The 22,107-nt window shown below is 70.0% G+C and carries 23 protein-coding genes and 1 tRNA gene; 18 read left to right on the forward strand and 6 right to left on the reverse strand.

From position 1 onward, the window contains the following. Positions 1 to 41 precede the first annotated feature (41 nt). The 6 genes from BMY07_RS17990 (at position 42) to BMY07_RS36230 (ending at position 6,774) form a co-directional block, all read left to right on the forward strand. Entirely contained in the window at positions 42 to 842 is an 801-nt protein-coding gene (locus tag BMY07_RS17990; protein ID WP_092779681.1) for a DeoR/GlpR family DNA-binding transcription regulator, read from the forward strand. Continuing rightward, positions 839 to 1,915 carry a galactose-1-phosphate uridylyltransferase gene (gene galT / locus BMY07_RS17995; protein WP_092779683.1) on the forward strand — a complete coding sequence of 359 codons (1,077 nt, stop codon included), beginning with the start codon at positions 839 to 841 and terminating at the stop codon, positions 1,913 to 1,915. The genes BMY07_RS17990 and galT overlap by 4 nt, the downstream gene beginning before the upstream one ends. Positions 1,916 to 3,220: 1,305 nt before the next feature. Next, positions 3,221 to 4,561 carry a S1C family serine protease gene (locus BMY07_RS18000; protein WP_245782462.1) on the forward strand — a complete coding sequence of 447 codons (1,341 nt, stop codon included), beginning with the start codon at positions 3,221 to 3,223 and terminating at the stop codon, positions 4,559 to 4,561. 742 nt (positions 4,562 to 5,303) lie between these two features. Beyond that, positions 5,304 to 5,612, forward strand: a complete 309-nt coding sequence (locus BMY07_RS18005; protein WP_092779687.1) for a hypothetical protein — start codon at positions 5,304 to 5,306, stop codon at positions 5,610 to 5,612. 467 nt (positions 5,613 to 6,079) lie between these two features. Beyond that, a complete protein-coding gene (locus BMY07_RS18010) occupies positions 6,080 to 6,580 on the forward strand; it encodes a MogA/MoaB family molybdenum cofactor biosynthesis protein (RefSeq protein WP_092779689.1) in 501 nt (166 codons plus the stop codon). Between the two features lie 8 nt (positions 6,581 to 6,588). Further along, positions 6,589 to 6,774 (forward strand): hypothetical protein, encoded by a 186-nt coding sequence (locus tag BMY07_RS36230; RefSeq protein ID WP_092779691.1) that lies wholly within the window; start codon positions 6,589 to 6,591, stop codon positions 6,772 to 6,774. A 209-nt stretch (positions 6,775 to 6,983) separates the two neighbouring features. Here BMY07_RS36230 and mscL read toward each other — a convergent pair whose 3' ends face one another. The 4 genes from mscL to BMY07_RS18035 all read right to left on the reverse strand — a co-directional run bounded on the left by mscL (position 6,984) and on the right by BMY07_RS18035 (position 9,174). Next, positions 6,984 to 7,382: a large-conductance mechanosensitive channel protein MscL gene (mscL, locus tag BMY07_RS18020; protein WP_092779693.1), complete on the reverse strand. Its 399-nt coding sequence runs from the start codon at positions 7,380 to 7,382 to the stop codon at positions 6,984 to 6,986. 53 nt (positions 7,383 to 7,435) lie between these two features. After that, a complete protein-coding gene (locus tag BMY07_RS18025; protein WP_092779695.1) occupies positions 7,436 to 8,005 on the reverse strand; it encodes an SAF domain-containing protein in 570 nt (189 codons plus the stop codon). 107 nt (positions 8,006 to 8,112) lie between these two features. Beyond that, positions 8,113 to 8,448 (reverse strand): FmdB family zinc ribbon protein, encoded by a 336-nt coding sequence (locus BMY07_RS18030; protein ID WP_092779697.1) that lies wholly within the window; start codon positions 8,446 to 8,448, stop codon positions 8,113 to 8,115. A gap of 117 nt (positions 8,449 to 8,565) precedes the next feature. Next, the gene (locus BMY07_RS18035; RefSeq protein ID WP_092779699.1) at positions 8,566 to 9,174 is read right to left on the reverse strand and encodes a 5-formyltetrahydrofolate cyclo-ligase; all 609 of its coding nucleotides are present in this window, start codon (positions 9,172 to 9,174) and stop codon (positions 8,566 to 8,568) included. 24 nt (positions 9,175 to 9,198) lie between these two features. Between BMY07_RS18035 and BMY07_RS18040 the strand changes: the two genes are divergently transcribed. The 9 genes from BMY07_RS18040 to BMY07_RS18080 all read left to right on the forward strand — a co-directional run bounded on the left by BMY07_RS18040 (position 9,199) and on the right by BMY07_RS18080 (position 17,777). After that, on the forward strand, positions 9,199 to 10,089 hold the full coding sequence (locus tag BMY07_RS18040; RefSeq protein WP_425426320.1) for a UTP--glucose-1-phosphate uridylyltransferase: 891 nt from the start codon (positions 9,199 to 9,201) through the stop codon (positions 10,087 to 10,089). 33 nt (positions 10,090 to 10,122) lie between these two features. Continuing rightward, a complete protein-coding gene (glp, locus tag BMY07_RS18045; protein ID WP_092779703.1) occupies positions 10,123 to 11,346 on the forward strand; it encodes a molybdotransferase-like divisome protein Glp in 1,224 nt (407 codons plus the stop codon). Next, entirely contained in the window at positions 11,339 to 11,992 is a 654-nt protein-coding gene (locus BMY07_RS18050; RefSeq protein WP_092779705.1) for a GNAT family N-acetyltransferase, read from the forward strand. Before glp ends, BMY07_RS18050 begins: the two co-directional genes overlap by 8 nt. 179 nt (positions 11,993 to 12,171) lie before the next feature. Continuing rightward, complete coding sequence (gene sepX / locus BMY07_RS18055) at positions 12,172 to 12,861, forward strand: divisome protein SepX/GlpR (RefSeq protein WP_092779707.1); 690 nt, start codon at positions 12,172 to 12,174, stop codon at positions 12,859 to 12,861. 56 nt (positions 12,862 to 12,917) lie between these two features. Next, positions 12,918 to 12,990, forward strand: a tRNA-Ala gene (locus tag BMY07_RS18060). A 555-nt stretch (positions 12,991 to 13,545) separates the two neighbouring features. Further along, positions 13,546 to 14,352 carry a M48 family metalloprotease gene (locus BMY07_RS18065; protein WP_245782463.1) on the forward strand — a complete coding sequence of 269 codons (807 nt, stop codon included), beginning with the start codon at positions 13,546 to 13,548 and terminating at the stop codon, positions 14,350 to 14,352. Between the two features lie 22 nt (positions 14,353 to 14,374). Beyond that, complete coding sequence (locus BMY07_RS18070; protein ID WP_092779709.1) at positions 14,375 to 15,568, forward strand: glycosyltransferase 87 family protein; 1,194 nt, start codon at positions 14,375 to 14,377, stop codon at positions 15,566 to 15,568. Beyond that, positions 15,568 to 16,932, forward strand: coding sequence for a dihydrolipoyl dehydrogenase family protein (locus BMY07_RS18075; RefSeq protein WP_092779711.1), 1,365 nt, complete (start codon positions 15,568 to 15,570; stop codon positions 16,930 to 16,932). Before BMY07_RS18070 ends, BMY07_RS18075 begins: the two co-directional genes overlap by 1 nt. Positions 16,933 to 16,934: 2 nt before the next feature. Continuing rightward, a complete protein-coding gene (locus tag BMY07_RS18080) occupies positions 16,935 to 17,777 on the forward strand; it encodes a putative RNA methyltransferase (protein ID WP_092779713.1) in 843 nt (280 codons plus the stop codon). Here BMY07_RS18080 and BMY07_RS18085 read toward each other — a convergent pair. After that, positions 17,734 to 18,300: a TIGR03086 family metal-binding protein gene (locus BMY07_RS18085; RefSeq protein ID WP_177215625.1), complete on the reverse strand. Its 567-nt coding sequence runs from the start codon at positions 18,298 to 18,300 to the stop codon at positions 17,734 to 17,736. The two genes, BMY07_RS18080 and BMY07_RS18085, sit on opposite strands and share 44 nt — an antisense overlap. A gap of 77 nt (positions 18,301 to 18,377) precedes the next feature. Between BMY07_RS18085 and BMY07_RS18090 the strand changes: the two genes are divergently transcribed. Together BMY07_RS18090 and trxA are read left to right on the forward strand one after the other, a co-directional pair. After that, on the forward strand, positions 18,378 to 18,977 hold the full coding sequence (locus BMY07_RS18090) for a TetR/AcrR family transcriptional regulator (protein ID WP_177215626.1): 600 nt from the start codon (positions 18,378 to 18,380) through the stop codon (positions 18,975 to 18,977). An 83-nt stretch (positions 18,978 to 19,060) separates the two neighbouring features. Next, a complete protein-coding gene (gene trxA, locus BMY07_RS18095) occupies positions 19,061 to 19,426 on the forward strand; it encodes a thioredoxin (protein WP_092779717.1) in 366 nt (121 codons plus the stop codon). A 61-nt stretch (positions 19,427 to 19,487) separates the two neighbouring features. Here the strand turns inward: trxA and BMY07_RS18100 are convergent, their stop codons facing one another. Continuing rightward, positions 19,488 to 19,700 (reverse strand): KTSC domain-containing protein, encoded by a 213-nt coding sequence (locus BMY07_RS18100; RefSeq protein ID WP_092779719.1) that lies wholly within the window; start codon positions 19,698 to 19,700, stop codon positions 19,488 to 19,490. A gap of 272 nt (positions 19,701 to 19,972) precedes the next feature. Between BMY07_RS18100 and BMY07_RS18105 the strand changes: the two genes are divergently transcribed. Next, on the forward strand, positions 19,973 to 21,871 hold the full coding sequence (locus tag BMY07_RS18105; protein ID WP_092779720.1) for a serine/threonine-protein kinase: 1,899 nt from the start codon (positions 19,973 to 19,975) through the stop codon (positions 21,869 to 21,871). Positions 21,872 to 22,107 lie beyond the last annotated feature (236 nt).

Below are 22,107 nucleotides of genomic sequence, written 5' to 3' on the forward strand. Positions count from 1 at the left end.
GGACAAACAAAACCGCTCGTTTGACTGCGTAGAATTATGTTGTGCTCGCACGTCAGCGTCAGGAACTGATCCTGGAGGAGGTCCGGCGCACCGGCGCCGTCCAGGTGCACGCCCTGGTCGCCCGGCTCGGCGTGTCCGACATGACCATCCGCCGGGACCTGGACGTCCTGGCCAAACGCGGCCTCGTGGAGAAGGTCTACGGCGGTGCTACCGCCGCCGTAGGGCAGGTCACCCGCGAGCCTGGGTTCAAGTCTGTCCGGTCACTGCAAGAGAAGCAGGCCATCTCCGCGCACGCCGCGTCGCTCATCCGCCCCGGTACCGCTATCGGGATCTCCGCGGGCACTACGACGTGGACGTTCGCCAGATTCCTCGACGACATCCCCGATCTGACCGTGGTCACCAACTCGATCAAGGTTGCCGACGTGCTGCGCGCCGGGCGGCGAGACTGCACGGTAGTGCTGACGGGCGGCGTGCGAACCGCGACCGACGCGCTCGTTGGCCCTGTCGCGGTGCGAACGCTGCGTTCCCTGCACCTCGACATGGTGTTCCTCGGTGTGCACGGCATGGCCGAGGGACCCGGCTTCACCACGCCGAACATCAACGAGAGCGAGACCGATCGCGCGCTGGTCGAGGCGGGCCAGAAGCTGGTGGTGATCGCCGACCACACCAAGTGGGGCGTCATCGGCATCTCCACCGTCGCCGCGCTGGAGGAGGCGGATGTGCTGATCACCGACGACGGGCTGCCCGACGCGGCCGTCACCCTGCTGCGGGCCAGGGTCGGCGAGCTGGTCGTGGCCGAGGCGCTGCCGGAGCTCGAGGAGTACGTCGAGGCCGAGGTGTGAGGCGCACGGCAGCCAGGCTCGCCGACGGCCGCGAGATCATCTACTTCGACGACACCCCGGGCGCACCCGCGCGGGTCGCCGTCGACACCAGGGACCTGCCGCCCGCCGAGACCTCGTCGCAGATCCGCCGCGACCCGCTGACCGGCGAATGGGTCGCCCTCGCCGCCCACCGGCAGGCCCGCACCTACAAGCCCCCGGCCGGGTTGTGTCCACTGTGTCCGTCTGCGCCGGACCAGCCGTCCGAGGTTCCGGAAGCCGACTACGACGTGGTCGTCTTCGAGAACCGCTTCCCCTCTTTCGCCCAACACGCGGTCGGGCCGTACGAGCCAGGTCTCGTCCCGCGCGCGCCAGGCCTCGGCCGGTGCGAGGTCGTGTGTTTCACCGCCGACCACAACACTTCGTTCGGCGAACTGAGCCCTGCGCGCGTGCGCACGATCGTTGACGTTTGGGCTGACCGAACAACAGCGTTGTCAGCGCTACCTGGCGTCGAACAGGTCTTCCCGTTCGAGAACCGCGGCGACGAGATCGGCGTGACCCTGAGCCACCCGCACGGGCAGATCTACGGCTACCCGTTCGTGACACCCCGCACCGAGAAGATGCTCGCTGTCGCCCAGGCGCACGGCGGGCCAATACTGGGCGACGTTCTCGCGTACGAGCAGGCGGACGGCAGCCGGATCGTCGCCACCTCCGAACACTGGACCGCCTACGTACCCGCCGCCGCGCGCTGGCCGATAGAGGTACATCTGGTGCCCCACCGGCACGTCTTGGACCTGCCCGCGCTTACCGCAGCCGAGCGGGACGACTTCGCGGAGCTCTATCTGACTGTGCTCGGAAGGCTTGACGGTCTCTATGACCGCCCATTGCCTTATATAGCCGCGTGGCACCAGGCCCCGGTCAGGACGGGGCGCGAGTTCGCGTGGCTGCACCTGGAGGTCTTCTCTACGCTGCGAACCGCGGACAAGCTGAAGTACCTGGCGGGTTCCGAGTCCGGCATGGCGGTGTGGATCAACGACACCACGCCGGAGGACCAGGCCGCCCGGCTGCGCGCCGCCCCGGCCCGGTACCGCGGCTGAACCGGAATCACGGGTTCCGCACAGGACGGTCTCAGGTGCTTCTCAGTCACGACGGCCAAGGTGGTTCATATGACCGAGAACGAGCCCGACGAGCAGACCGGACCCACCGGTCTCCGGTCATCGCGAGCAGCCGCAGGCGCCGCGCAGCCGTCGGGCGACCGGACACCGACCGGGGAACAGGGCCCCGCTCGGCCGGAGGCCGGTACCCCGGCGCGTGGGGAGCAGGGCCCCACCGCGCCGGGGGCAGGCACCTCCACCCAGAACTCGCCGCACGACCCCCGTTCCGGGTCGCCCGCGGCTTCGGAGTCGGACCCGGGTGCCTCGTGGCGGCCGAGTTCGGCTGAGCAGGACGGCTCCGCGCACCAGGGTGCGCGACAGCCGGGGTCCGCCGCCCAGGACCACACCGCGCAGCAGGGTGCGTGGCAGTCCGCCCAGCGGCAGACCCACCAGCAGGACGGTGCAGCGCACCAGGGCGCCGCTGGGGAGTCGGGCACGACTGCCGGGCGGCGCGCGGACGAACTGTCAGGGTCAGCAGAGCAGCGCGGCGGGTCGCAGCCCGCCGAGCAGCACGGGGAAGCGGGGCCGCGGGTGAGTTCAGCGTCAGAGTCGCCAGAGGGACAGCCCGGTACGGCGCGGCAGGGCGCCGTACCGAGCGAGGACGCCGTCTGGCGGTCGGCAGCGGGGGAGCCCTCGGGCTCGTCCGAGCGTCCCGGCGCTGCTTCGGCGCCGGAGAGCGCCTCCGGGGCGCAGCCGACCTCGGTCGAGCACGGCGTTGCCTCAGACGAGGCGGCCTGGCAGTCGAGCGCGGCTGAGCCTCGCGGGGACTCACGAGGGACGTCGGCCGCGGACGACAGCGGGTGGCAGCAGCCTGGTGCGGCGCGGCAGGGCGCGGCATCGAGCGAGGACGGCACGTGGCGGTCGGGCGTGGCTGCCGATGGGCCTTCGAGTGCCCTTGAGCATCCCGGCGAAGCGCTAGCCGCTTCCGCCTCGGAGAGTGACCCTAGGTGGCAGTCGCAGCCGACCTCGGTCGAACGCGGCGTTGCCTCGACCGAGGAGACGGCTTGGCAGTCGGGCACCGCTGCTGAGCGGCGTGTGGGCGAACCTGCGGGTTCGCAGGCGCGTCCCGGTGCGGCGTCAGCTGCATCGGACGACGCCAGTGGGGATGCGTCGGCAGAGAGTGCCTCCGGGTGGCAGCCGGGGACAGGCGGGGACAACGAGCAGGGCGATGCCGCGCGGCAGGGCGCGGGGTCGTCCGGCGGGTGGCAGGCCCCCGCACCGGGTGGCGCGACGCGGCAGGGCGTCGGGTTGCCGGAGGGTGCGGGGGCGGACGCGGTGTGGCGCGCGTCCGGGCAGCAGGGGCTCGGGCAGGCGTCGGGACAGCACGGCGTCGGGCAGCAGTCGGGGCAGTGGGCGACAGGCGGGGCGCAGTCCGAGTGGTCGGGCTCGCAGACCGGCGCCTGGGCGGCAGGCGCGCACCAACCCACCGCGGGCGCGCCGCAGCAAGGGTGGCCGCAGGGGGAGTGGCGGCAGGGAGTGCCGCAGCAGGGAACTCAGCTCTACCCCCAGCCGCGTCGGGAGCCGCGGCGCGTGGGGTTCGTTGTCGGGGTCGCGGTGCTCGCGCTGGTCGTCGGGGGTGGCGCGGGGGTCGCGGGCGGGTTGATCGCCTCGGATCAGCGGGCGCCGGTGCACAACGCGCTGGAATCGGCGCCGCCCGCCAAGCAGACCGCCGCCCCGGCGGGCTCGGTCGAGTCGGTGGCGCAGAAGGTGCTGCCGACCGTGGTGCAGTTGCAGGTGCGCGGTCGGTCCTCGGCAGGGGAGGGTTCCGGCTTCGTCATCAGCAGCGACGGGTTCATCGTGACCAACAACCACGTGATCGAGGGCGCCGTGGGCGGCGGTCAGATCCAGGCCGTGTTCCAGGACGGCCGCACCGCCACGGCCACCATCGTCGGCAGGGACCCGACATCGGACGTGGCCGTGGTGAAGGCGCAGGGTGTCGACAACCTCCAGGTGAGCGAGCTCGGCCGGTCGGACGACCTGCGGGTCGGGCAGGCGGTGGTGGCCATCGGGTCGCCGTTCGAGCTGTCCGGCACGGTCACCTCGGGCATCGTCAGCTCGCTGCACCGGCCGACCCGCGCGGGCGGTGAGGGCGGCAGCCAGGCCACGGTCATGGACGCCATCCAGACCGACGCCGCGATCAACCCGGGCAACTCCGGCGGCCCGCTGGTCAACATGCAGGGCCAGGTCATCGGCATCAACTCGGCCATCTACAGCCCGCAGAGCAGCGCGTCGGGCAGCGGCGGCTCGGTCGGCATCGGGTTCTCCATCCCGATCGACCAGGCCAGGCGCACCGCCGACGAGATCGTCAAGACCGGCAAGGCCACCCAGACGGTCCTCGGTGTCTCGGTCCGCGACGCCGACGACGGTGGCGCCGTCATCGCCGACGTCGTCTCCGGCGGCGCGGGCGAGCAGGCGGGCCTCAAGCCCGGCGACGTCGTCACCAAGCTCAACGACCGCCGCATCGACACCGCCGACGCGCTCGTGGCCGCGGTCCGCTCCCAGGCTCCGGGCGACAAGGTCACGCTGACCCTCACCGGTGGCAAGACGAGCCAGGCCACTCTCGGCGGCCAACCGGTGGAAACCGGCTGACCGGGCCCGTCCCCCGATCGCTCGGGCGCCCCACGCGCCCGAGACCAACTCCACCAGCCACCGCCTCCCCTCGGAGGCGGTGGCTGCTGACTCCGCAGGGCCCGCTGACGCCCTGACACCGACTCCGGTTCGTTGCCCCCGAACCGGACCGGGCTCCTCCGTGGAGCCCAACGCCGAGCCGCACGCGGTTGGACCACCCCTCACCACCCGCGTGCGGCTCCGGGCCGCACCGGGTCATGGCCACGGGGGATAACGGTAGTTCGCGCGGTCGAGATTACTTTTCGTGTTTGGCCGAGAACTGTTTGTGGATCGGCGCCGAGTTGTCAGGGGAATGCGGATCCTTGAACTCAGTGAATTCGGTTATCCGCGCCGGGAGGTCGCGAGCGGATGCATGGTGACGATGCACGGGACTGGTAGCGTTCCCAGTCCCGTGCGGCGCCGGGCGCACTGTCCACTCCGGTCACCCGGGAACGGTGCGGCTGACACAGTCACTGTCTCTCCGTGTTCGGTTTGGTCACCAGCTGTAGTGGACGGTCGCGCGCCGGGTATGCTGCCGATGCTCCATCTGCCCCCGTCCGATCCCCCGGGTGCGCACGGCAACGGCGCCACGCGATTGCGTCGTGCACATTGCGCGATGACAGCGGCACAATTGGTTCCAAGAAAGCGGCAGGATCGCGAATTGTGATCTAGCTGCAGGCGATCTACCGCGACACGACGGGGTCGCAGACGTGACAATGGGGCTATGGCGTCGACGCTGCGCAGGGTTCGGGACTCGTTGAGCGGTCCGGTGCGGGTGCCGCTGGGCCTGCTGGCCGCCGTCGTGTGCGTCGGCGTTGCCGTCCTCCAGGCGACGGTGCTCACCGTCCGCACCGAGGGCCTGTCCGGCACGCACGCTTTCCTCGTCCACTGGGCCCACCCGGCGGTATGGGTAGTGCTCGGCGCCGTGTGCCTGGAATACGCGATGCGCGCCGAACGAATCATCCTCAACCGCACCGCCATGGTCGCCGTAGGCCTCTACCTGGCCTTCCTCCTCTCCGTAAGTTTCGCTTGATCCCCACCCCCTCAAGGCCCACCACTTCCCCGCAACCAGTCCACAATGACCGTCCACGTACGACCCGCGCCAGCCACACACCGCGCAAAGCACCCCCTCGCCTGCCTACGGCCCACCCCCACCAGCAACTCCAGCGCTCAGGGATTGGGCTCGCGGGTGCCTGTGTCGAAGCCCCGTGCCGTCGCGCTCTGCGTCAAGACCCTGCTGCGGTCGGCCCGTGCCCGCCGCCACCGCTGCGTCCGAGGCGTCTGGGTCCTTTGACTCGACCGGCGCCTGGAGCGTGTCCAACTCGACGCGGGCGTCTGCCCACCGGCTGTCGCCGTGTTGGGCTCGCTCTCGCGTGCGCCGGGTCGCGCTAGCGGGCGGTCAGGGGGGCTCGCGCTGTCCTGTGGTGGCATCGGTGAACAGTTGCTGTCGTGGTTGACCTCCGGCGGCTTGTCGGCGGTGATCCGACTACGGTGGCACCTATGGAACGCAGCGCGCAGCGGCTTGGCCGGGCTCTGATCGTGATCGTCGACGACCGCGTGGCCCACGGGGAGCACGAGGACACGGTCGGGCCCCTGGTGACCGAGCTCCTCGAGGAGGCAGGCTTCATCGTCGACGGTGTCGTCACCGTCGAGGGGGAGACCGTCGCGATCCGCAACGCGCTCAACACCGCCGTCATCGGCGGCGCCGACCTGGTGGTCACCGTCGGCGGCACCGGCGTGTCCCCTCGGGACGTCACCCCCGACGCCACCCAGGGCGTGCTCGACCGCCCGATCCCCGGTATCGCCGAGGCCCTGCGCTCGTCCGGCCTCGCCGCGGGCGCCGTGGACGCGGGCGTGTCCCGAGGGCTGGTCGGTGTCTCCGGCAGCACGCTCGTGGTGAACCTGGCAGGCTCCCGCAGCGCCGTACGCGACGGCATGGCGACCCTGTCCGCACTGGTCCCCTACGTCATCGGCGAGCTCTCCGGCCTGGACACGAACTGATCTCCCTCGTGTCGACCCCGCCCACCCCGCCGCCCCACCCCGCGGAGCCCCCCAAGCGCCGCCGCCCCACCCTGGACGAAATCTTCGGCGACGTCCTCCCAGACACCACCACCGACGAACGCGACCCCACCCCCACCCCACCCTCCACCGACGACTGGTACCACCAAAACCGCCCACCCCACCACGGCGGCTGACCACGGTGCGGCGACCGGTCAAGCCGCGAGAGTTGACCGGTCGGACCAGGCAGGGAAAGCCGCTGGAACCCTGCACTGTCGTCGAGGCCTGGGAGCGGCAGCGAGGTGATGTTGGGGTGTCGCCCACCTCCTGGGTTAGTCGGGGTGAATCGCGGTGGCGCGCTGCGGGGTGGACTGGAGGTCGGGGCCGCAGCGCGCTCGCGCGGGGGTCAGCGGGACTGCTGCTGGCGGAGCAGGTCGCGGATCTCGGTGAGGAGTTCGACGTCGGTGGGCTCGGCGGGGCCGGGCTCCTCGCCGCGCTTGCGGCGCTCCTGGATGTGCTTGACCGGGAGCACGATCACGAAGTAGACGATCGCGGCGACGATCAGGAAGTTGATCGCCGCGTTGATGACCGCGCCGAAGTCGAGGAACGTCGTCGGGTTGCTGCCGATGATCCGGAAGCCGAGGCCCTCGGCCGCCTTCGTGCCGCCTGCCGAGTTGATCAGCGGCTTGATCAGGCCGTCGGTGAACGAGGTGACGATGGTGGTGAAGGCCGCGCCGATGATGACCGCGACCGAGAGGTCGATGACGTTCCCGCGCATCAGGAAGTCCTTGAAGCCCTTGAACACCGCTGCGCTCCGATTTCTCTGGTGGACGGCGCGTCACCGTCCGGGGGCGATGGCTACCGGAGCGTAACCGCCACCGGTTCCCGCAACGCCGCCGCGGCCACCTCCGCCGCCTCGGCCCTGGGTAAGGCGAGCAGCACGAGCACCCCGGCGTCGGACGGGCGCACCGTCAGCACCGCCGCGTCCCTGGCCAGCACGACGCGCTCCCTGGCGATCACGTCCACCCGGACACCCGGGTAGAGCAGGTCGGCCACGCCGTCGTCCGGCAGCCGCACCGGCACGGCCGCGCCGTCCGGGCCCGCGGTGGCCGCCAGGTTGTCCGCGCCGACGAGCCGCACCCGGGTGATCGGCTCGCCCTCGCCGATGGCCCCGGCGGGCACCCGGGCCACCGCCTCGGCCGGATCGGACAGCGCGGCGGCCGGTCGCAGGTCCGGCGGCGCGCGCATGACCTTGACGTCGCCGGGTGTGAGCGCGACGCCAGGGGCGAGTGCCCGCGCGGCGACGAGAACGGGCACCGAGGCGTCGGGCGCGGACGGCCGGACGGCGAGGCAGCCAGCGACGAGCACCAGTGCCGCGGCGAGCACTCGGCGGACGGTCGACTGGCGTGGTCTGCGGAGCCTGATCATGGCGTTCCTCCTGGTCAGCTGGGCGCTGACACCAAGCTAGGAGGACGTCGGGACAGGCGGAAGCCCCGGGATCAGGGCTGTGGATGATCCCGGGGGTTGGGGATAACTCAGGAGGCCTTGGCGGCCGTGCTGTCGGACTTGGCGGCGGTGGGCGCCGTCGAGCCGGTCGACGAGGCCGACTTCGACTCGGTCTTCGGCTCCGACTTGGTGGTCGACTCGGACTTCGCGGTCGACGCGGCAGCCGGGGTCGAGCCGCTCGACGAGCCGGAGCGGCTGTCGTTGCGGTAGAAGCCGCTGCCCTTGAAGACGACCCCGACCGACCCGTAGAGCTTGCGCAGGCGCCCGGTGCACTCCGGGCACTCGGACAGCGCGGAGTCGGTGAACGACTGCACCGCCTCGAAGCGGTGCTCGCATGCCGTACAGGCGTACTGGTACGTGGGCACGGACTGGGCTCCTCGTCGCATCTGGCACTCGGTCGGCAAGAGTGCCAACCGATTCTGCGGTAACGCCTACGCGCAGCGCAAATGTTCCCGTTCAAGGTCACACACGGTCTTGACCGGTCAGCGCAACCGCAGCAGGCCACGACCCGGCGTCAACACTCCGGTGACGGTGACGTCGTGCGGTTCTGACGGCAGTTGGTCGAACAATTCCGGGTCGCGCACCACGGCGACCAGCGGTGTCCCCGGCGCGGCCAGCGACAACGAGCGGTCGTAGTAACCCGCGCCACGCCCCAACCGGGTGCCGCTGCGGTCCACGGCCAGGGCGGGCACCAGGACCACGTCCGCGATCCGCAGCGCGCTCTCGCCGAGCCGTTCCCCTATCGGCTGCAACAGCCCGAACGGCCCTGGCCGCAGGTACTCCCGCCCGTCGTACCAGCCCCAGTCCAGCGGCCCCGCCCCGGAGACGATCGGCAGCAGGATCCGCACGCCGTGGTCCGCGACCTCCTCCAGCATCTGCACCGACCCCGGTTCCGACCCGATCGGCACGTACGCGCACAGCGTCTGGCCGCGACCCACCACCCTGCCGCTGGTCAGCAGCGTGGTCAGCTGCATCGCCTCCGCGAACCGGACGCTCGCGGGCACTCGCCGCCGCTCGGCGAGCAGCGCCCTGCGCCACTGGTCCTTGGTCCACGCGCGCGTCGCGTCGAGATCATTACCGGGCCCGGCCACATGTCGAGGTTAGGCTGCATGTCCATGAGCGCGTCGACCGCATTCACCGCCGCCATCGTGCCCGCGGCGGGGTTGGGCACCAGGTTCCTGCCCACGACCAAGGCCGTCCCCAAGGAGCTCCTGCCGGTGGTGGACACCCCCGGCATCGAGTACGTCGCCAGGGAGGCCGCCGAGGCGGGAGCCACCCGGCTGATCATCGTCACCTCGCCGGGCAAGGAGTCAGTGGCCCAGTACTTCCAGCCGCGTCCCGAGCTGGAGAAGACCCTTGAGGATCGAGGTAAGACAGAGCTACTGGAAAAGATCCGCCGTGCGCCCAACCTGCTCGCGGTAGAGACCGCTATCCAAGAGGTGGCACTCGGGCTCGGTCACGCGGTCGGGTGCGCGGAGCCCAACCTCCGACCCGAGGACGAGGCCGTCGCGGTGCTCTTGCCGGACGACCTCGTGCTGCCGACCGGTGTCCTCGCGCGTATGGCCAAGGTTCGTGAGGAGAAGGGCGGCACCGTCCTCTGTGCCTTCGACATCCCGCGGGAAGAGATCTCCGCTTACGGTGTCTTCGACGTTGAGGCCACCGACGACGATGACGTCAAGAAGGTCAACGGGATGGTTGAGAAGCCCCCGGCCGACGAGGCGCCTTCGACCTTCGCCGCGGCGGGCCGCTACTTGCTCGATCGGGCGATCTTCGGCGCGCTCAAGCGGATCACCCCGGGTGCCGGTGGCGAGCTCCAGCTCACCGACGCCATCGCGTTGTTGATCTCCGAGGGGCACCCGGTGCACGTCGTCGTCCACCGCGGTGGACGGCATGACCTGGGCAATCCTGGCGGGTTCCTGCGTGCCGCCGTGGACTTCGCCCTCGAGCACCCGGAGTATGGGCCTGGCTTGCGCGCGTGGCTGCGCGATCGCGTCGGCTCCGAGTAGACGGCAACAGCGGACGGAACCAAGGTAAACCGGATGAGGTCAGTCGACGAGCAACTCGCCAGGGCGCTGGCGGCCGCGGTCCGGCCCGCACCCGTGCGGGTCGCCATCTCCGAGGCGCAGGGTCTGCTCTGCGCCGAGGAGGTCGTGGCCGAGCGCGCCCTGCCCGGGTTCGACCAAGCCGCCGTGGACGGTTACGCGGTGCGCAGCGTCGACACCCAGGCAGCGGGGTCCGACCCGGTAGTGCTGCCGGTCGTCGGTGAGATCGCATCCGGGTCAAGGCAACCGCGCAGGCTTCAGCCAGGGCAGGCGGTGCGCGTGGCGACAGGCGCGCCGCTTCCCACCCTGGCCGACGCCGTGGTGCCCAACAGCTACACCGACGGCCACCACGCCAGGGTGACCATCGAACAGCCCGTGCCCTCCGCCGCCTACGTGAGGCGGACCGGTGAGGACGTGCAGACCGGTGACGTAGCCGTACGCCGTGGCTCGGTGATCGGGTCCGCTCAGGTAGGGCTACTCGCCGCGGTAGGCCGTTCGAAGGTCTTGGTCTACCCGAGGCCGCGGGTGTCGGTGATCTCGCTTGGCGACGAGCTGGTCGACATCGACCGAACCCCTGGTCAGGGGCAGGTCTATGACGTGAACTCTTACGCACTCGCTGCCGCTGGGCGCGATGCGGGCGCGGAGGTCATCCGGGTCGGCATCGTGTCCACGGACACCCGGCGTCTGCGCGAGACCGTCGAGAGCAGGCTGCTGCTGTCGGAGATCGTGGTGATCGCAGGCGGCGCGGGTGGCGACCTCTCGAACGAGGTCCGCTCCGCGCTGAGTGAACTCGGGGAGATCGACCTGACCAGGGTGGCCATGCACCCTGGCTCTGTGCAGGGCTTTGGCAGGCTCGGCCCCGACGCGGTCCCGACCTTCTTGCTGCCAGGCAACCCGATGAGCGCTCTAGTCGTGTTCGAGGTGATGGTGCGACCGCTCATCCGCGCCGCACAGGGCAAACGCAACCCCCACCGCCGGATCGTGAAGGCGAGGCTCTTGTCGCCCATCACCTCTAGCAAGGCGCGCCGCGGGTACGTCCGTGGGCAGTTGCTGCGCGACGAAGGCAACGGCGAGTACCTGGTGCAGCCGTTGGGCCTGTCCGGCTCGCACCTGCTTGCCTCACTCGCCGAGGCGAACTGCTTGATCCTGGTCGACGAGGACACCACCGAGGTCTCCGTCGGCGAGGGGGTCCAGGTTCTGTTCCTCGCACAGCGTGGCTAGCCCGTACGCGGTCGGCCGCCATCCCGGTTGGCCTGCCCGCCTGGGACCCCTGCGCGTCCCCGCGGGAGTGGTCGAGTTACGCGCGCCGAGGCTCACCGATGGGCGCGCGTGGAGCCGGATCAGGTTGCGCGATCACGCCTACCTGGAGCCGTGGGAGCCAACCGTCCCCGGTACGTGGGCCGAGCGCAACGCCCCCGGAGCGTGGTTCGCGCAGTGGTCCACCCTGCGCGCGTTGGGCAGGCGCGGCATGTCGCTGCCGTTCGTCATCACCGTGGACGGGCAGTTCGCGGGGCAGGTCACTGTGGGAAACGTCATCCGCGGGTCCTTGTGCTCGGCGTGGGTCGGTTACTGGGTCGCGGCCGACCTCGTCGGAGGGGGCGTCGCCACAGCCGCCGCGGCTCTTGTCGTCGACCACTGCTTCACCGCCGCGGGCTTGCACCGGGTCGAGGCCACGGTCCGACCGGAGAACGCGGCGAGCCTCCGTGTGCTGGCCAAGCTGGGTTTCCGGTACGAGGGCCTGTTCCGCCGCTACCTCGACGTCGCGGGCGGGTGGCGCGATCACCAGTGCCTCGCGCTGACCACAGAGGACACTCCGTACGGCCTGGTACCGCGCCTGGTCGAGGCTGGGAAAGCCGGCTCTGTGTAGGCGCATTCACGTTTTTCGCCGGTGAAGTTTGATCACGGGCGTTACGGGGAACGGTCCACAAACGAACTACCCGATCGGGTGGGCGTGGATCCCCGGGGTCGGCGCGCCTCCGCCGCGGGTGTGACTGTTGTGACTAACGTGGCGAACGCCGGAGCACAGCGAGGGGGAGGTGACGGGACATGCCGAGCTCGTTGATCGTGGTCGGACTGGTGGTGGCGTGGCTCGTCGTCCTGGTCCCGATGGTCGTGCGCAAGCGCCAGGAGATCGCCAGGACCACCGACACCGCACTCGCGGCGCGCGTGGTGCGCAGCGGCTCGCACAGCGCGGACACCCCGGAGGAGACCGCCGTGGACGACCCCGGTGACGACGACGCCCTGGACACCCTCGACGAGCTCGACGACGAACCCGACGAGGAGCCGGCCGAGCCCCGCCGCTACCGCCCGGGCCGGGGCGGCTACGACCCCGAGGCCGCCGCGCACGCCGCCCGCGCCAAGTACGCTTTCCGCCAGCGCGTCGTGGTCCTCATGCTGCTCGCCGCCATCGGCACCGGCGTCGCCGCGGGCGTCTTCGAACCGCTCCTGTGGTGGCTGCACGGCGTCGTCGACCTGACCCTCGTGGCCTACCTGAGCTACCTGCGCAGGCAGGTCCGCATCGAGCAGGAAATCCGCGAACGCCGCGCCGCGCGCATGACCGGCACCCCCCGCCGCTCCCACGCGCGCCCCGCCGAGGACGACCACATCGTCACCATCCCCACCCGCTCCATCCACCCCGGCGCCATCGTCGTAGAACTCGACGACGAAGACCCCTGGTTCGACGAACTCGGCGAAACCGGCCACCACTACACCTACCGCCGAGCCGTCGGTGAATAGCCCCCCTGCGCGCGGGCGCGCGCTAGAGCCCTGCTAAGCTCTCCGAGCAAGAACAAGGGGCTGTAGCGCAGTTGGTAGCGCGTCTCGTTCGCATCGAGAAGGTCCGGGGTTCGATTCCCCGCAGCTCCACAGGCTCAGGCGACCCGGTCCACGGAAAGCGTGGACCGGGTCGCCTGTTGTGTTATCTGGGGGGCGACCCCCCCAGGCCCCCACGGTGCAGTGGGCGCCCGATCCAGCGTGGGCTCGCTCGGGCCTTCGGCCCTCACGTCGAGTATGTAACCAATGGGCTAGTCGCCCACGGGGCGGTGGGTGGCGGAATCGGCGTGGTTCGCTTGGCCTTCGGCCGTCGCATTGGGGTGTGTAACCAATGGGGCTGTCGCCCACGGTGCGGCGGTCGCCGAAACCAGCGTGGGCTCGCTCGGGCCGTGGGCCCTCACATCGAGTATGTACCAATGGAGCTGTCGCCCACGGTGCGGTTGGTGGCGGAACCAGCGGGGTTTGCTTGGCCTTCGGCCGTCGCATTGGGGTGGACAAGGGGGGTGGGGGGCGGGAGGGTGGTGGGGGATGGCGATCTTGTGAGGTGTGGTGGCGGAGACGTGGATACCGCGGGGGCAGGGGCGTGGGCGGGGGGTTCGGCCTGACGCGTCGGCGGTGATGGGGGTGGTTTTTGGGCTGCCGGGGTTTGTGAGCAGTCTGGTTGTCGTGGGGCTGCTGGCTGGGCTGGTGTGGTCGGCCGGCTGGGTTGTCTGGGTTGTTGCCGTGCTGTGGGTGCTCTCGGGGGCGGTGACGTTCGTGCCGTCGGTTGAGGCGTTGTTGGCGAAGCTCATGTTCGACATGCGGCCGCCCACGACGGTGGAGATGACGAGGCTGCGGCCGCTGTGGGAGTCGGTGTGTGTGGCTGCCTCGGCCAACAGCTCTAAGTACAGCCTGTGGGTAGAGCAGTCCAAGGAGCTGAACGCGTTCGCGGCCGGTGGGCGGACGGTCGCGGTGACCAGGCGGGCCCTAGAGCTGCCGCCGCGAGCTCTAGAGGCGATCCTGGCGCACGAGCTCGGGCACCACCTCTCCGGCCACTCCCGCGTCTCGCTGCTCGCCTGGTGGTACGAACTGCCTGCCCAGGGTGCGATCTGGCTGGTCACGACGGCCATGCGGCTCGTGCTCGCGGTGGGCAGGGTGTTCGCCCGGTTCGGGAGCTCGGCCGGGGCGCTGGCGGCGACGCTGCTGTCGCTCCTGCTGCTCGCCGGACTGATCGCGTTGAACCCCTGGTTGCTGCTGATGCCGCTGCTCAGCCCGCTGCTGGCCTGGTCGCGGCGGCTCGGCGAGTACCGGGCGGACGCCACCGCGGCCGGGTTCGGCTACGGGCCCGACCTGGTGAACGTGCTGTCCGGCTGGCTGGCCGCCGAGCACGCCGTCCGGCGCCCGCTGCGGGTGCGGATGCTGGCCAGCCACCCGGCGACCGCGGACCGGATCCGGCGGTTGCGAGCGAGCCGGTGAGCTGCGCCATTAGTGTGACGTCATGGGGGTCGCGCGGCGAGTGCCGTACGCGGCGACAGCGGTCGCGGCAGGGTTGGTCATTCTCGCTGTCGCCTGCTGGGTGAAGGGGCAGGGACTAGGCGTAGATAGCTCTGTCTACCGAGCGGGCGCGTTGACGCTATTGCACGGCGACTCTCTCTACGCACCGCTCACGACAGGCGAGCCGTGGGCGCCGTCATTGCCATTCACCTACCCGCCGATCGCGGGCCTCTTGTTCCTGCCGTTGACGATGTTGCCCTCGCAGTTGGGCTGGGGCGTCCTAGCGGCTCTGTCCGCGCTAGCGCTTGGGTTCGTCCTGCATGAGTGCCTCCCGCCGCGCCTACGGACCGGGTGGCGCTTCGGTGCCCTTCTAGTGGCGACGTTGGCGCTAGAGCCGGTGTGGCGGTCCATAGGACTAGGACAGGTCAACCTGCTGCTGATGGCGATGGTCGTCGCGGACGTTCTCCTGCTGCGTGGCCGAAAGGGGGCTGGGGTCCTCATCGGGGCAGCCGCGGCGATCAAGCTCACCCCGCTGATCTTCGTCGCGCACCTCGTGCTGACCAGGCGCTGGGCGGACGCGGCACGGGCGATGGCGGCGTTCGTCGTCCTCAACCTCGTCGCCGCGGTTGTCCTACCGCGCGACACGGTGCGGTTCTGGACCGAGGCGTTGGTCGACGGCAACGACGCGACCACGAACTCGTGGATCGGCAACCAGTCGCTCAACGGAATCCTCCAACGGCTCACCGGGGAAGGTAAGACGGCGCTGTTCCTGTTCGCCGCCACAGCGGTGATCGCGCTCGGTCTAGGGGCGGTGGTTGTTCGCCGTCTCCATCGGAACGGCGACGACCTGGGTGCGTTGCTGGTGACCGCCGCCATCGGCCTGCTCGTCAGCCCAGTGTCTTGGACCCACCACTGGGTGTGGGTCGTACCGCTGGCCGGATACCTCATCGCACGCAGCAACGTGTGGGGTCTACTAGCGCTCGCGGTCGTGTTCTCCGGCTGGCAGTTCAAGATGGTGCCGAGTGGGGCCAAGAGCGAGCTGACCTGGACCGCCGCGGATGTCCTGCTGGGCAACTCTTATCTCATAGCGGCGTTGGTGGCCGCGCCGATCGTGATCCTGTTGGCTGGTGCTGACCCGGCTCTGCGCGGTCGGACCGCCCGTGTTGAGCTAGAGCCAGGCGAGAAGTCGAGGAGTTGATGGGCGTGGCCGAGTTGGTCGTTGATGTCGCCGTGGTCGGGCTTGGTCCCGGTGGTGAGGCCGTGGCCAGCCGACTCGCCCAGGCAGGGCAGTCTGTGGCGGGTATCGAAGCCCGGCTCGTAGGCGGCGAGTGCCCCTACTACGCGTGCGTACCGACCAAGGGCATGATCCGTGCCGCCGACGTGCTCGCCGAGGCCCGCAGGGTGCCGGAGTTCGCCGGGACCGCGCAGGTGACCCCCGACTGGGGCAAGGTCGCCGCCAGGGTGCGCGACGAGATCACGACCGACTGGAACGACCAGGCGGCTGTCGACCGGCTGGTGGCCGCGGGCGTCCAGATCGTCCGCGGCCGGGCCAGGATCACCGAACCGGGTGTCCTCGTGGTGGGTGACCAGGTCGTGCGGGCCAGGCGCGGCATCGTGCTCAACCCGGGCACCGACCCGGCCGTGCCCCCGGTGCCCGGCCTGGCCGACACCCCGCTGTGGACGAACCGGGAGGCGGTCCGCGCGACCGCCGTGCCCGAGTCGCTCGTCGTGATCGGTGGCGGCCCGGTCGGGTGCGAGTTCGCGCAGGTGTTCGCCCGGTTCGGGGCCAAGGTGACCCTCTTGCAGTCCAACGACCGGCTGCTCCCGCTCGACGAACCGGAGGCGGGCGCGCTGCTGGCCGAGCGGTTCGCCGCCGAGCACATCCGGGTCAAGACCGGCGCCAAGATCACCGCGGTCCGCCACGACGGCGAGCGGTTCACCGTCGAGCTCGACGGGGACAACCCGATCAACGCCGCCCAGGTCCTCGTCGCCGCCGGGCGCAAGTCCGACCTGGCCGAGCTGGGTGTGGGCGCCTACGGGCTGGACGAGTCCGCGCGCGGGGTCACGGTCGACGACCACATGCGCGTCGCCGACGGGCTGTGGGCGATCGGCGACATCACCGGCAAGGGCGCGTTCACGCACATGTCGATGTACCAGTCGGCTATCGCGGCCGCGGACATCCTCGGTGAGGACGGGCCTGGTGCCGAGTACCACGCGGTTCCCAGGGTTACCTTCACTGATCCGGAGATCGGCTCGGTAGGTCTGACGGAGGCTGCTGCGCGCGCCGCCGGACTCAACGTTCGCGTCGGCATCACGCAGTTGTCGTCCTCGACGCGCGGGTTCCTGCACAAGGCGGAAGGTCTGATCAAGCTGATCGAGGATGCCGACACGGGCGTGCTCGTTGGCGCTACCTCGGCTGGTCCGACCGGCGGCGAGGTTCTGGGCGCGTTGGTTCTTGCAGTGCACGCGCGCGTGCCGGTCGACCAGCTCCGTCGCATGATCTATGCGTACCCGACTTTCCACCGGGCAATCGAGTCGGCGCTGGCCGACCTGCGCGCCTAACCGTGCTAACCGACGTACTGCCGTACTTGGTTTGCCCGCATTGCGGTAACGACCTTGTGCTGTCCGGAACCTCCTTGCACTGCTCGAACCGGCATAGCTTCGACATCGCGAAACAGGGTTACGTCAGCCTCTTACGAGCACAGACCAACTTCACCGGTGACACTGCCGCCATGATCGAGGCGCGCAGCACGTTCCTCGGCGCGGGTCACTACGACCCGATCGTGCGAGAACTCGTTGCTGTCGACCCCGGGCCTGGATGTGTAACCGACATCGGCGCAGGCATCGGGCACTACCTGTCAGCTGTGCTCGACGCGAACCCAGATCGCGTGGGGATCGCTCTTGACGCAGCCAAACCAGCACTCAAGCGGGCCGCGCGAGCGCACGAACGCCTCGGTGCGGTTCTGTGTGACGCCTGGCAGCCGCTACCGATACGGACAGGCTCAACAGGCCTGGTCTTGAACGTGTTCGCCCCGCGTAATCCCGCTGAACTGAACCGGATCCTGCATCCTCTGGGCAAACTCGTCGTGGTCGCACCGACCGAACGGCACCTGGGCGAGCTGGTGTCCGCTGTGGACATGCTGACCGTCGCCGCCGACAAGGGTGACCAAGTCTCGGCGCGGTTGGCGCCGTACTTCACGGAAGAGAGCCGGGTTCTCTGCGAGTTCCCGATGGCGCTACCTCACCGAGATGCTGCTGCCCTGGTAGGCATGGGACCCACTGCTTTCCATGCCGAGGCTGACGAGATCGCGGCCAGGGTGAGAGGTCTGACTGAGCCGGTAGCCGTAACGGGATCGGTGACGGTCACGACCTACCTGCCGGTGTCCACTGTGGAGAGCGGCCGGTAATCGCGAGCAGCTTCTCTTGCGGTGATGCATCCTCGGGTACGGGGAGCTTCTCGCTGAAGAGGCCCTCTTTGCCCCAGATGGTCCCGTCCTCCGGCCACCGCGAGATGCCCTTGAGGGCGGCGTGGACGAGGTCTTCCGGTAGACGGACATCGCGGCCGATAGCGGTACCGATGTCCCAGCCGTGGACAAGTGTGTCGGCGAAGTTCACAAACAGGGCCACCGCGGCGTTGTACTCAACGTCGAGCAACTTGTAAGGGGTGGTGAGCACGGTGTCATCGGCGACGGCAGCGGTGAGCGCCTCGGTGGCAGTGCGGAAGCCAGCCCGCACGTCGTCCTCGGGCTCCGGCGCGCTGCCGGTGAGGTTGGTGAGCAGCTGCGTCCTGTTGTCGACCATGTGCGCGACCACGTCCCGCACGCGCCACTGCGGGCACGGAGTGGTGGCGGCCAACTGCTCGTCGGTGAGGGTGTCGATGATCCGACCGGTCGCCTCGATGGCGCGGCGGTCCAAGTCCCTGACGTCCACGCGGGTCCTCCAGAAAGTTATACGAACGATCGGTCAGATAGTGTCAGATGCCCGCACGACCGTCTAGATTGTTTTCCATGGACGGACGACACGCCCGCGGCGTCCACACCCGCCGCGTCACCCTGGCCCGCGCGGTGGACATCGCCACCGTCGACGGGCTCGAAGGGCTGACCCTGGGCAGGCTCGCCGCCGAGCTGCAGCTGAGCAAGAGCGGGATCTTCGCGCACTTCGGCTCCAAGGAAGAGCTGCAGCTCGCGACCATCTCGTTCGCCGAAGAGGTGTTCACCGAGCACGTGCTGCGGCCCGCCTTCCAAGCCCCTCGCGGCCGACCGCGCCTGCTCGCGCTGTTCGACCGGTGGATGGACTTCTCCCGCGCGCGGGTGTTCGCGGGCGGGTGCTTCTTCACCGCGGTCATGGCCGAGTTCGACGCGCGAGAGGGCCGGGTCTACGACGTGGTCGTCCGGTGGAGCCGGGTGTGGAACGAGCTCTTGGGCAGGCTGATCTCCGAGTGCGTCGAGGAGGGGCACCTACCGGAGGGCGTTGACGTAGATCAGCTGGTCTTCGAGCTAAGCGCGCTCGGTAGGGCCGCCAACCACGACAGCCTCCTTACGCGCGAAGACTCCCACTACGATCGCGCCACAACCGCGGTACGGACCCGTTTGGGGGCATCCGGCTAGCCGGTCATCCCGGGAATGTTTGCCGGGGGCCGCTCGTTGGTAGGGCTGTATCCCGGAAGGCATACCCGGACTGAGGAGGCCACGTGGCAACGGTGGAACTGACCGCCGAGAACTTCGACGAGGTCGTGGGCGGTGGCGGTACCGTGCTGGTCGACTTCTGGGCTGCCTGGTGCGGGCCGTGCCGCCAGTTCGCCCCGGTCTTCGACGCCGCGTCGGAGAAGTGGGACGACATCGTCTTCGCCAAGGTCGACACCGAGGCGCAGCCCCAGCTCGCGCAGGCGTTCAACATCGCCTCCATCCCCACGCTCATGGCGGTCCGCGACGGCGTCGTGCTCTACGCGCAGCCCGGCGCGCTGCCCGCACCGGCCCTGGAAGACCTGATCAGCCAGGTCCAGGCCGTCGACATGGACGAGGTCCGCGCGCAGGTAGCCGCCACGCAGACCAAGTAGTCCTAGATAGCGCAAGAGGCCCCGGTGACAACCGCGTCACCGGGGCCTCTTGCGCTATCTGTCAGTCGACCTCTCGCATGCTGTAGCGGTCCTTGATCTCGTGGTTGAGGAAGGCGCCGAGGCTGGGGGAGGACGCGAACTGCCAGTAGACCTTCTTCGGCACGTCGAGGTACTGGTAGACGCCGCCGTTGTGGAACTCGACCTCGAGGACGCGCCGGTCGGCGTCGTAGCCGATGGCCGCGATGCTGGTGGACGCGACCGGTCTGCGTTCCATCCGTTCCCCTCCGATAGGCCTACCGTGCGACCCCACCCTGTCATCGCGACCACCTTGCCACCCGCCGAACCGCCAGGCCGCCTTTCGGTCACCGATGGTGCCCGCGCGACCCCGATAGACTGGCTGCCGGGATCAGGTGCGCAGGGGCGGCCCGTGTGCGAAGCCACCACAACCTCGGCGGCCCCTGTGACGTCCTGTGGACAACCGACCGGGTTCCGGTCACGGCCGAACTACCCTGGACGCCCGGGGCAGGCCTGAGGAGAGAGGAGCTGGTGGACGCGGTGCTGGAGCTGGCTGCTTCACTGCTGTCCTTCGCGCACAGCATCTTCGGCCCGGGGATCTGCCCCGGTGACTGGGTGTGGGCGACCAGCACGGCCGGGGCGCTCATCGCGCTGCTGCCGGTGCTCGGCACGGTGATCATCGCGCTGGTCCGGAAGTTCACCGGCAACACCTACAACCCGGTCACGGTGACGGTGTTCGGCGTCATCGGCGGGGTCACGGCGTTCCTGCTGCCGTGGCTGCTCTTCAACGGCGTCGGTAGCGCTTACCGCAGCGTCTTCACCGGTGACGGCGCGGTGACCTTCACCGCCGAGGAGATGCGGTCGTTCCAGGAGGGCACCTGCTGGGTCGGGCCGCAGAACTCCTACCTCGGCGGTAGGGCCAACGGCTACGAGGTGCTGTTCCACCCGTACGAGACCTGGCCCATGTACCTGCTGCGCATCGGCGCTCTCGTCGTCGTGCCCGCTGTCTGCCTGCTGTTCGTGATCCTGCAGGCGCGCGCGGCGATGCGCAGGGGGCCGAAGTGGCCGAGCAGGCTCATCTGGATCCCGTTCGCGATCATGGCCGTGCTGAGCCTGCCGGTCGAGGCGAACACCGCGGCACACCTGTGGCTCGGCTTCCTGCCGATCAGCATCTTGGGGTTGGTACCTGTGTACGTCATCGGACCGCCGAGCTGGGGCTCCGTCGAGCGCAACTACCAGAAACCGGAGGCCGGTGGACCGCCGCCGCCTCCGCAGCACAGCCAGGCGCAGGCCCAGCACGGTCCGCAGCACCCACCGCAGCCGCAGCACAGCCAGCAGCAACCGCCGCCGTACGTGCCGCCGCCCCCGGTGCCCAAGTACGTGCCCCACGGGCAGCCGTCGGTGCGCCAGCCACCGCCTGCGTACGTGCCGCCGCCGTTGCCCAACCCGACCTTGCGCGAGCCGGAGCCGGATCGGGCCGCGCTCGGCAAGCTCGCCGCGGACCCCGGTCCGCTCCCGTTCACGCCGCGGGGCGCCACGCCGCCGCCCCCGCCGGTCAAGCCGTCGGGCAGCCGCTTCCGCAAGGTGCGCGCGCTCGGCCACGGCGGGTTCGGCACGGTGTGGTTGGCCGTCGACACGCAGCTCGACCGCACGGTCGCGGTGAAGATGGCGCACGCGCCGGATGCCGAGACCGAGGAGCGGATGCTGCGCGAGGCCCGCGCCCTCGCCGCCGTGCACCACCCGAACTGCGTCCGGGTCTACGACATCGTCGCCGAACCGGACGGCCTCGGCCTGGTCATGGAGTACATCGAGGGCCAGCCGCTCGCCGACCGGGTCAGCCGCGGCGGCCCGCTCGACGACGTCGCCGTCGCCCGCCTGTGGATCACCATGGCGGGCGCCCTGTCCGCCGCCCACGCCAAGGGCGTCCTGCACCGCGACGTGAAGCCGTCGAACATCATCATCGACCCGAACGGCAACGCCCACCTGATCGACTTCGGCATCGCCCGCTCCAAGGGCGACTCAACGCTGACGGCCACCGGCATGATGGTCGGCACCCCGGACTTCCTAGCCTCGGAAACCGCCGCTGGCGCCAACGCCACCCCCGCGTCCGACGCCTGGCAGTTAGCGGCAACGGTCAGCTACGCCCTCACCGGCAAACCCCCACGCGGCAGCCGCGACAACGCGATGGCCGCCCTGATGGCCGCCGCCAAGGGCGAACCCCTCTCCGAACTCCCCCTCCGCAGCGCCCACCGCCGCCTCCTCACCGCCTCCCTCGACCCCGAACCCGCCCGCCGCCCCACCCTCAACACAGTCGCCCGCGAACTCAGCGACTGGCTCTCCCGCGAAGGCCACACCGAAACCGGCCCAGTAACCCAAATAGTCCGCCGAAGCGCGATCGAGCAAGCAGACCGCACCCGTCCGATGCGCTAAAAGTCAGTGCTGGGCCAACACGCCTCTCTCAGTCGTTGGCCTCAACGCGCCCCTCGCAGGCGTTGGTCCCCACGCGCCCCTATGCAACGTTGGCCAACCACGCGCTCCTCGGAGTCGCTGGTGCCAACCCGGCTCGATGGGGCGGACTTGTTTTGTGTGGGGTGGCGGCGTCCGTAAGCTCTCCGCGCGGGGGAGGGCCGTCTCTTCAGGCCCCGCCTTTGTGCTCTTCCCAGGAC

The organism is Actinokineospora terrae (assembly GCF_900111175.1).
GTDB lineage: Bacteria > Actinomycetota > Actinomycetes > Mycobacteriales > Pseudonocardiaceae > Actinokineospora > Actinokineospora terrae.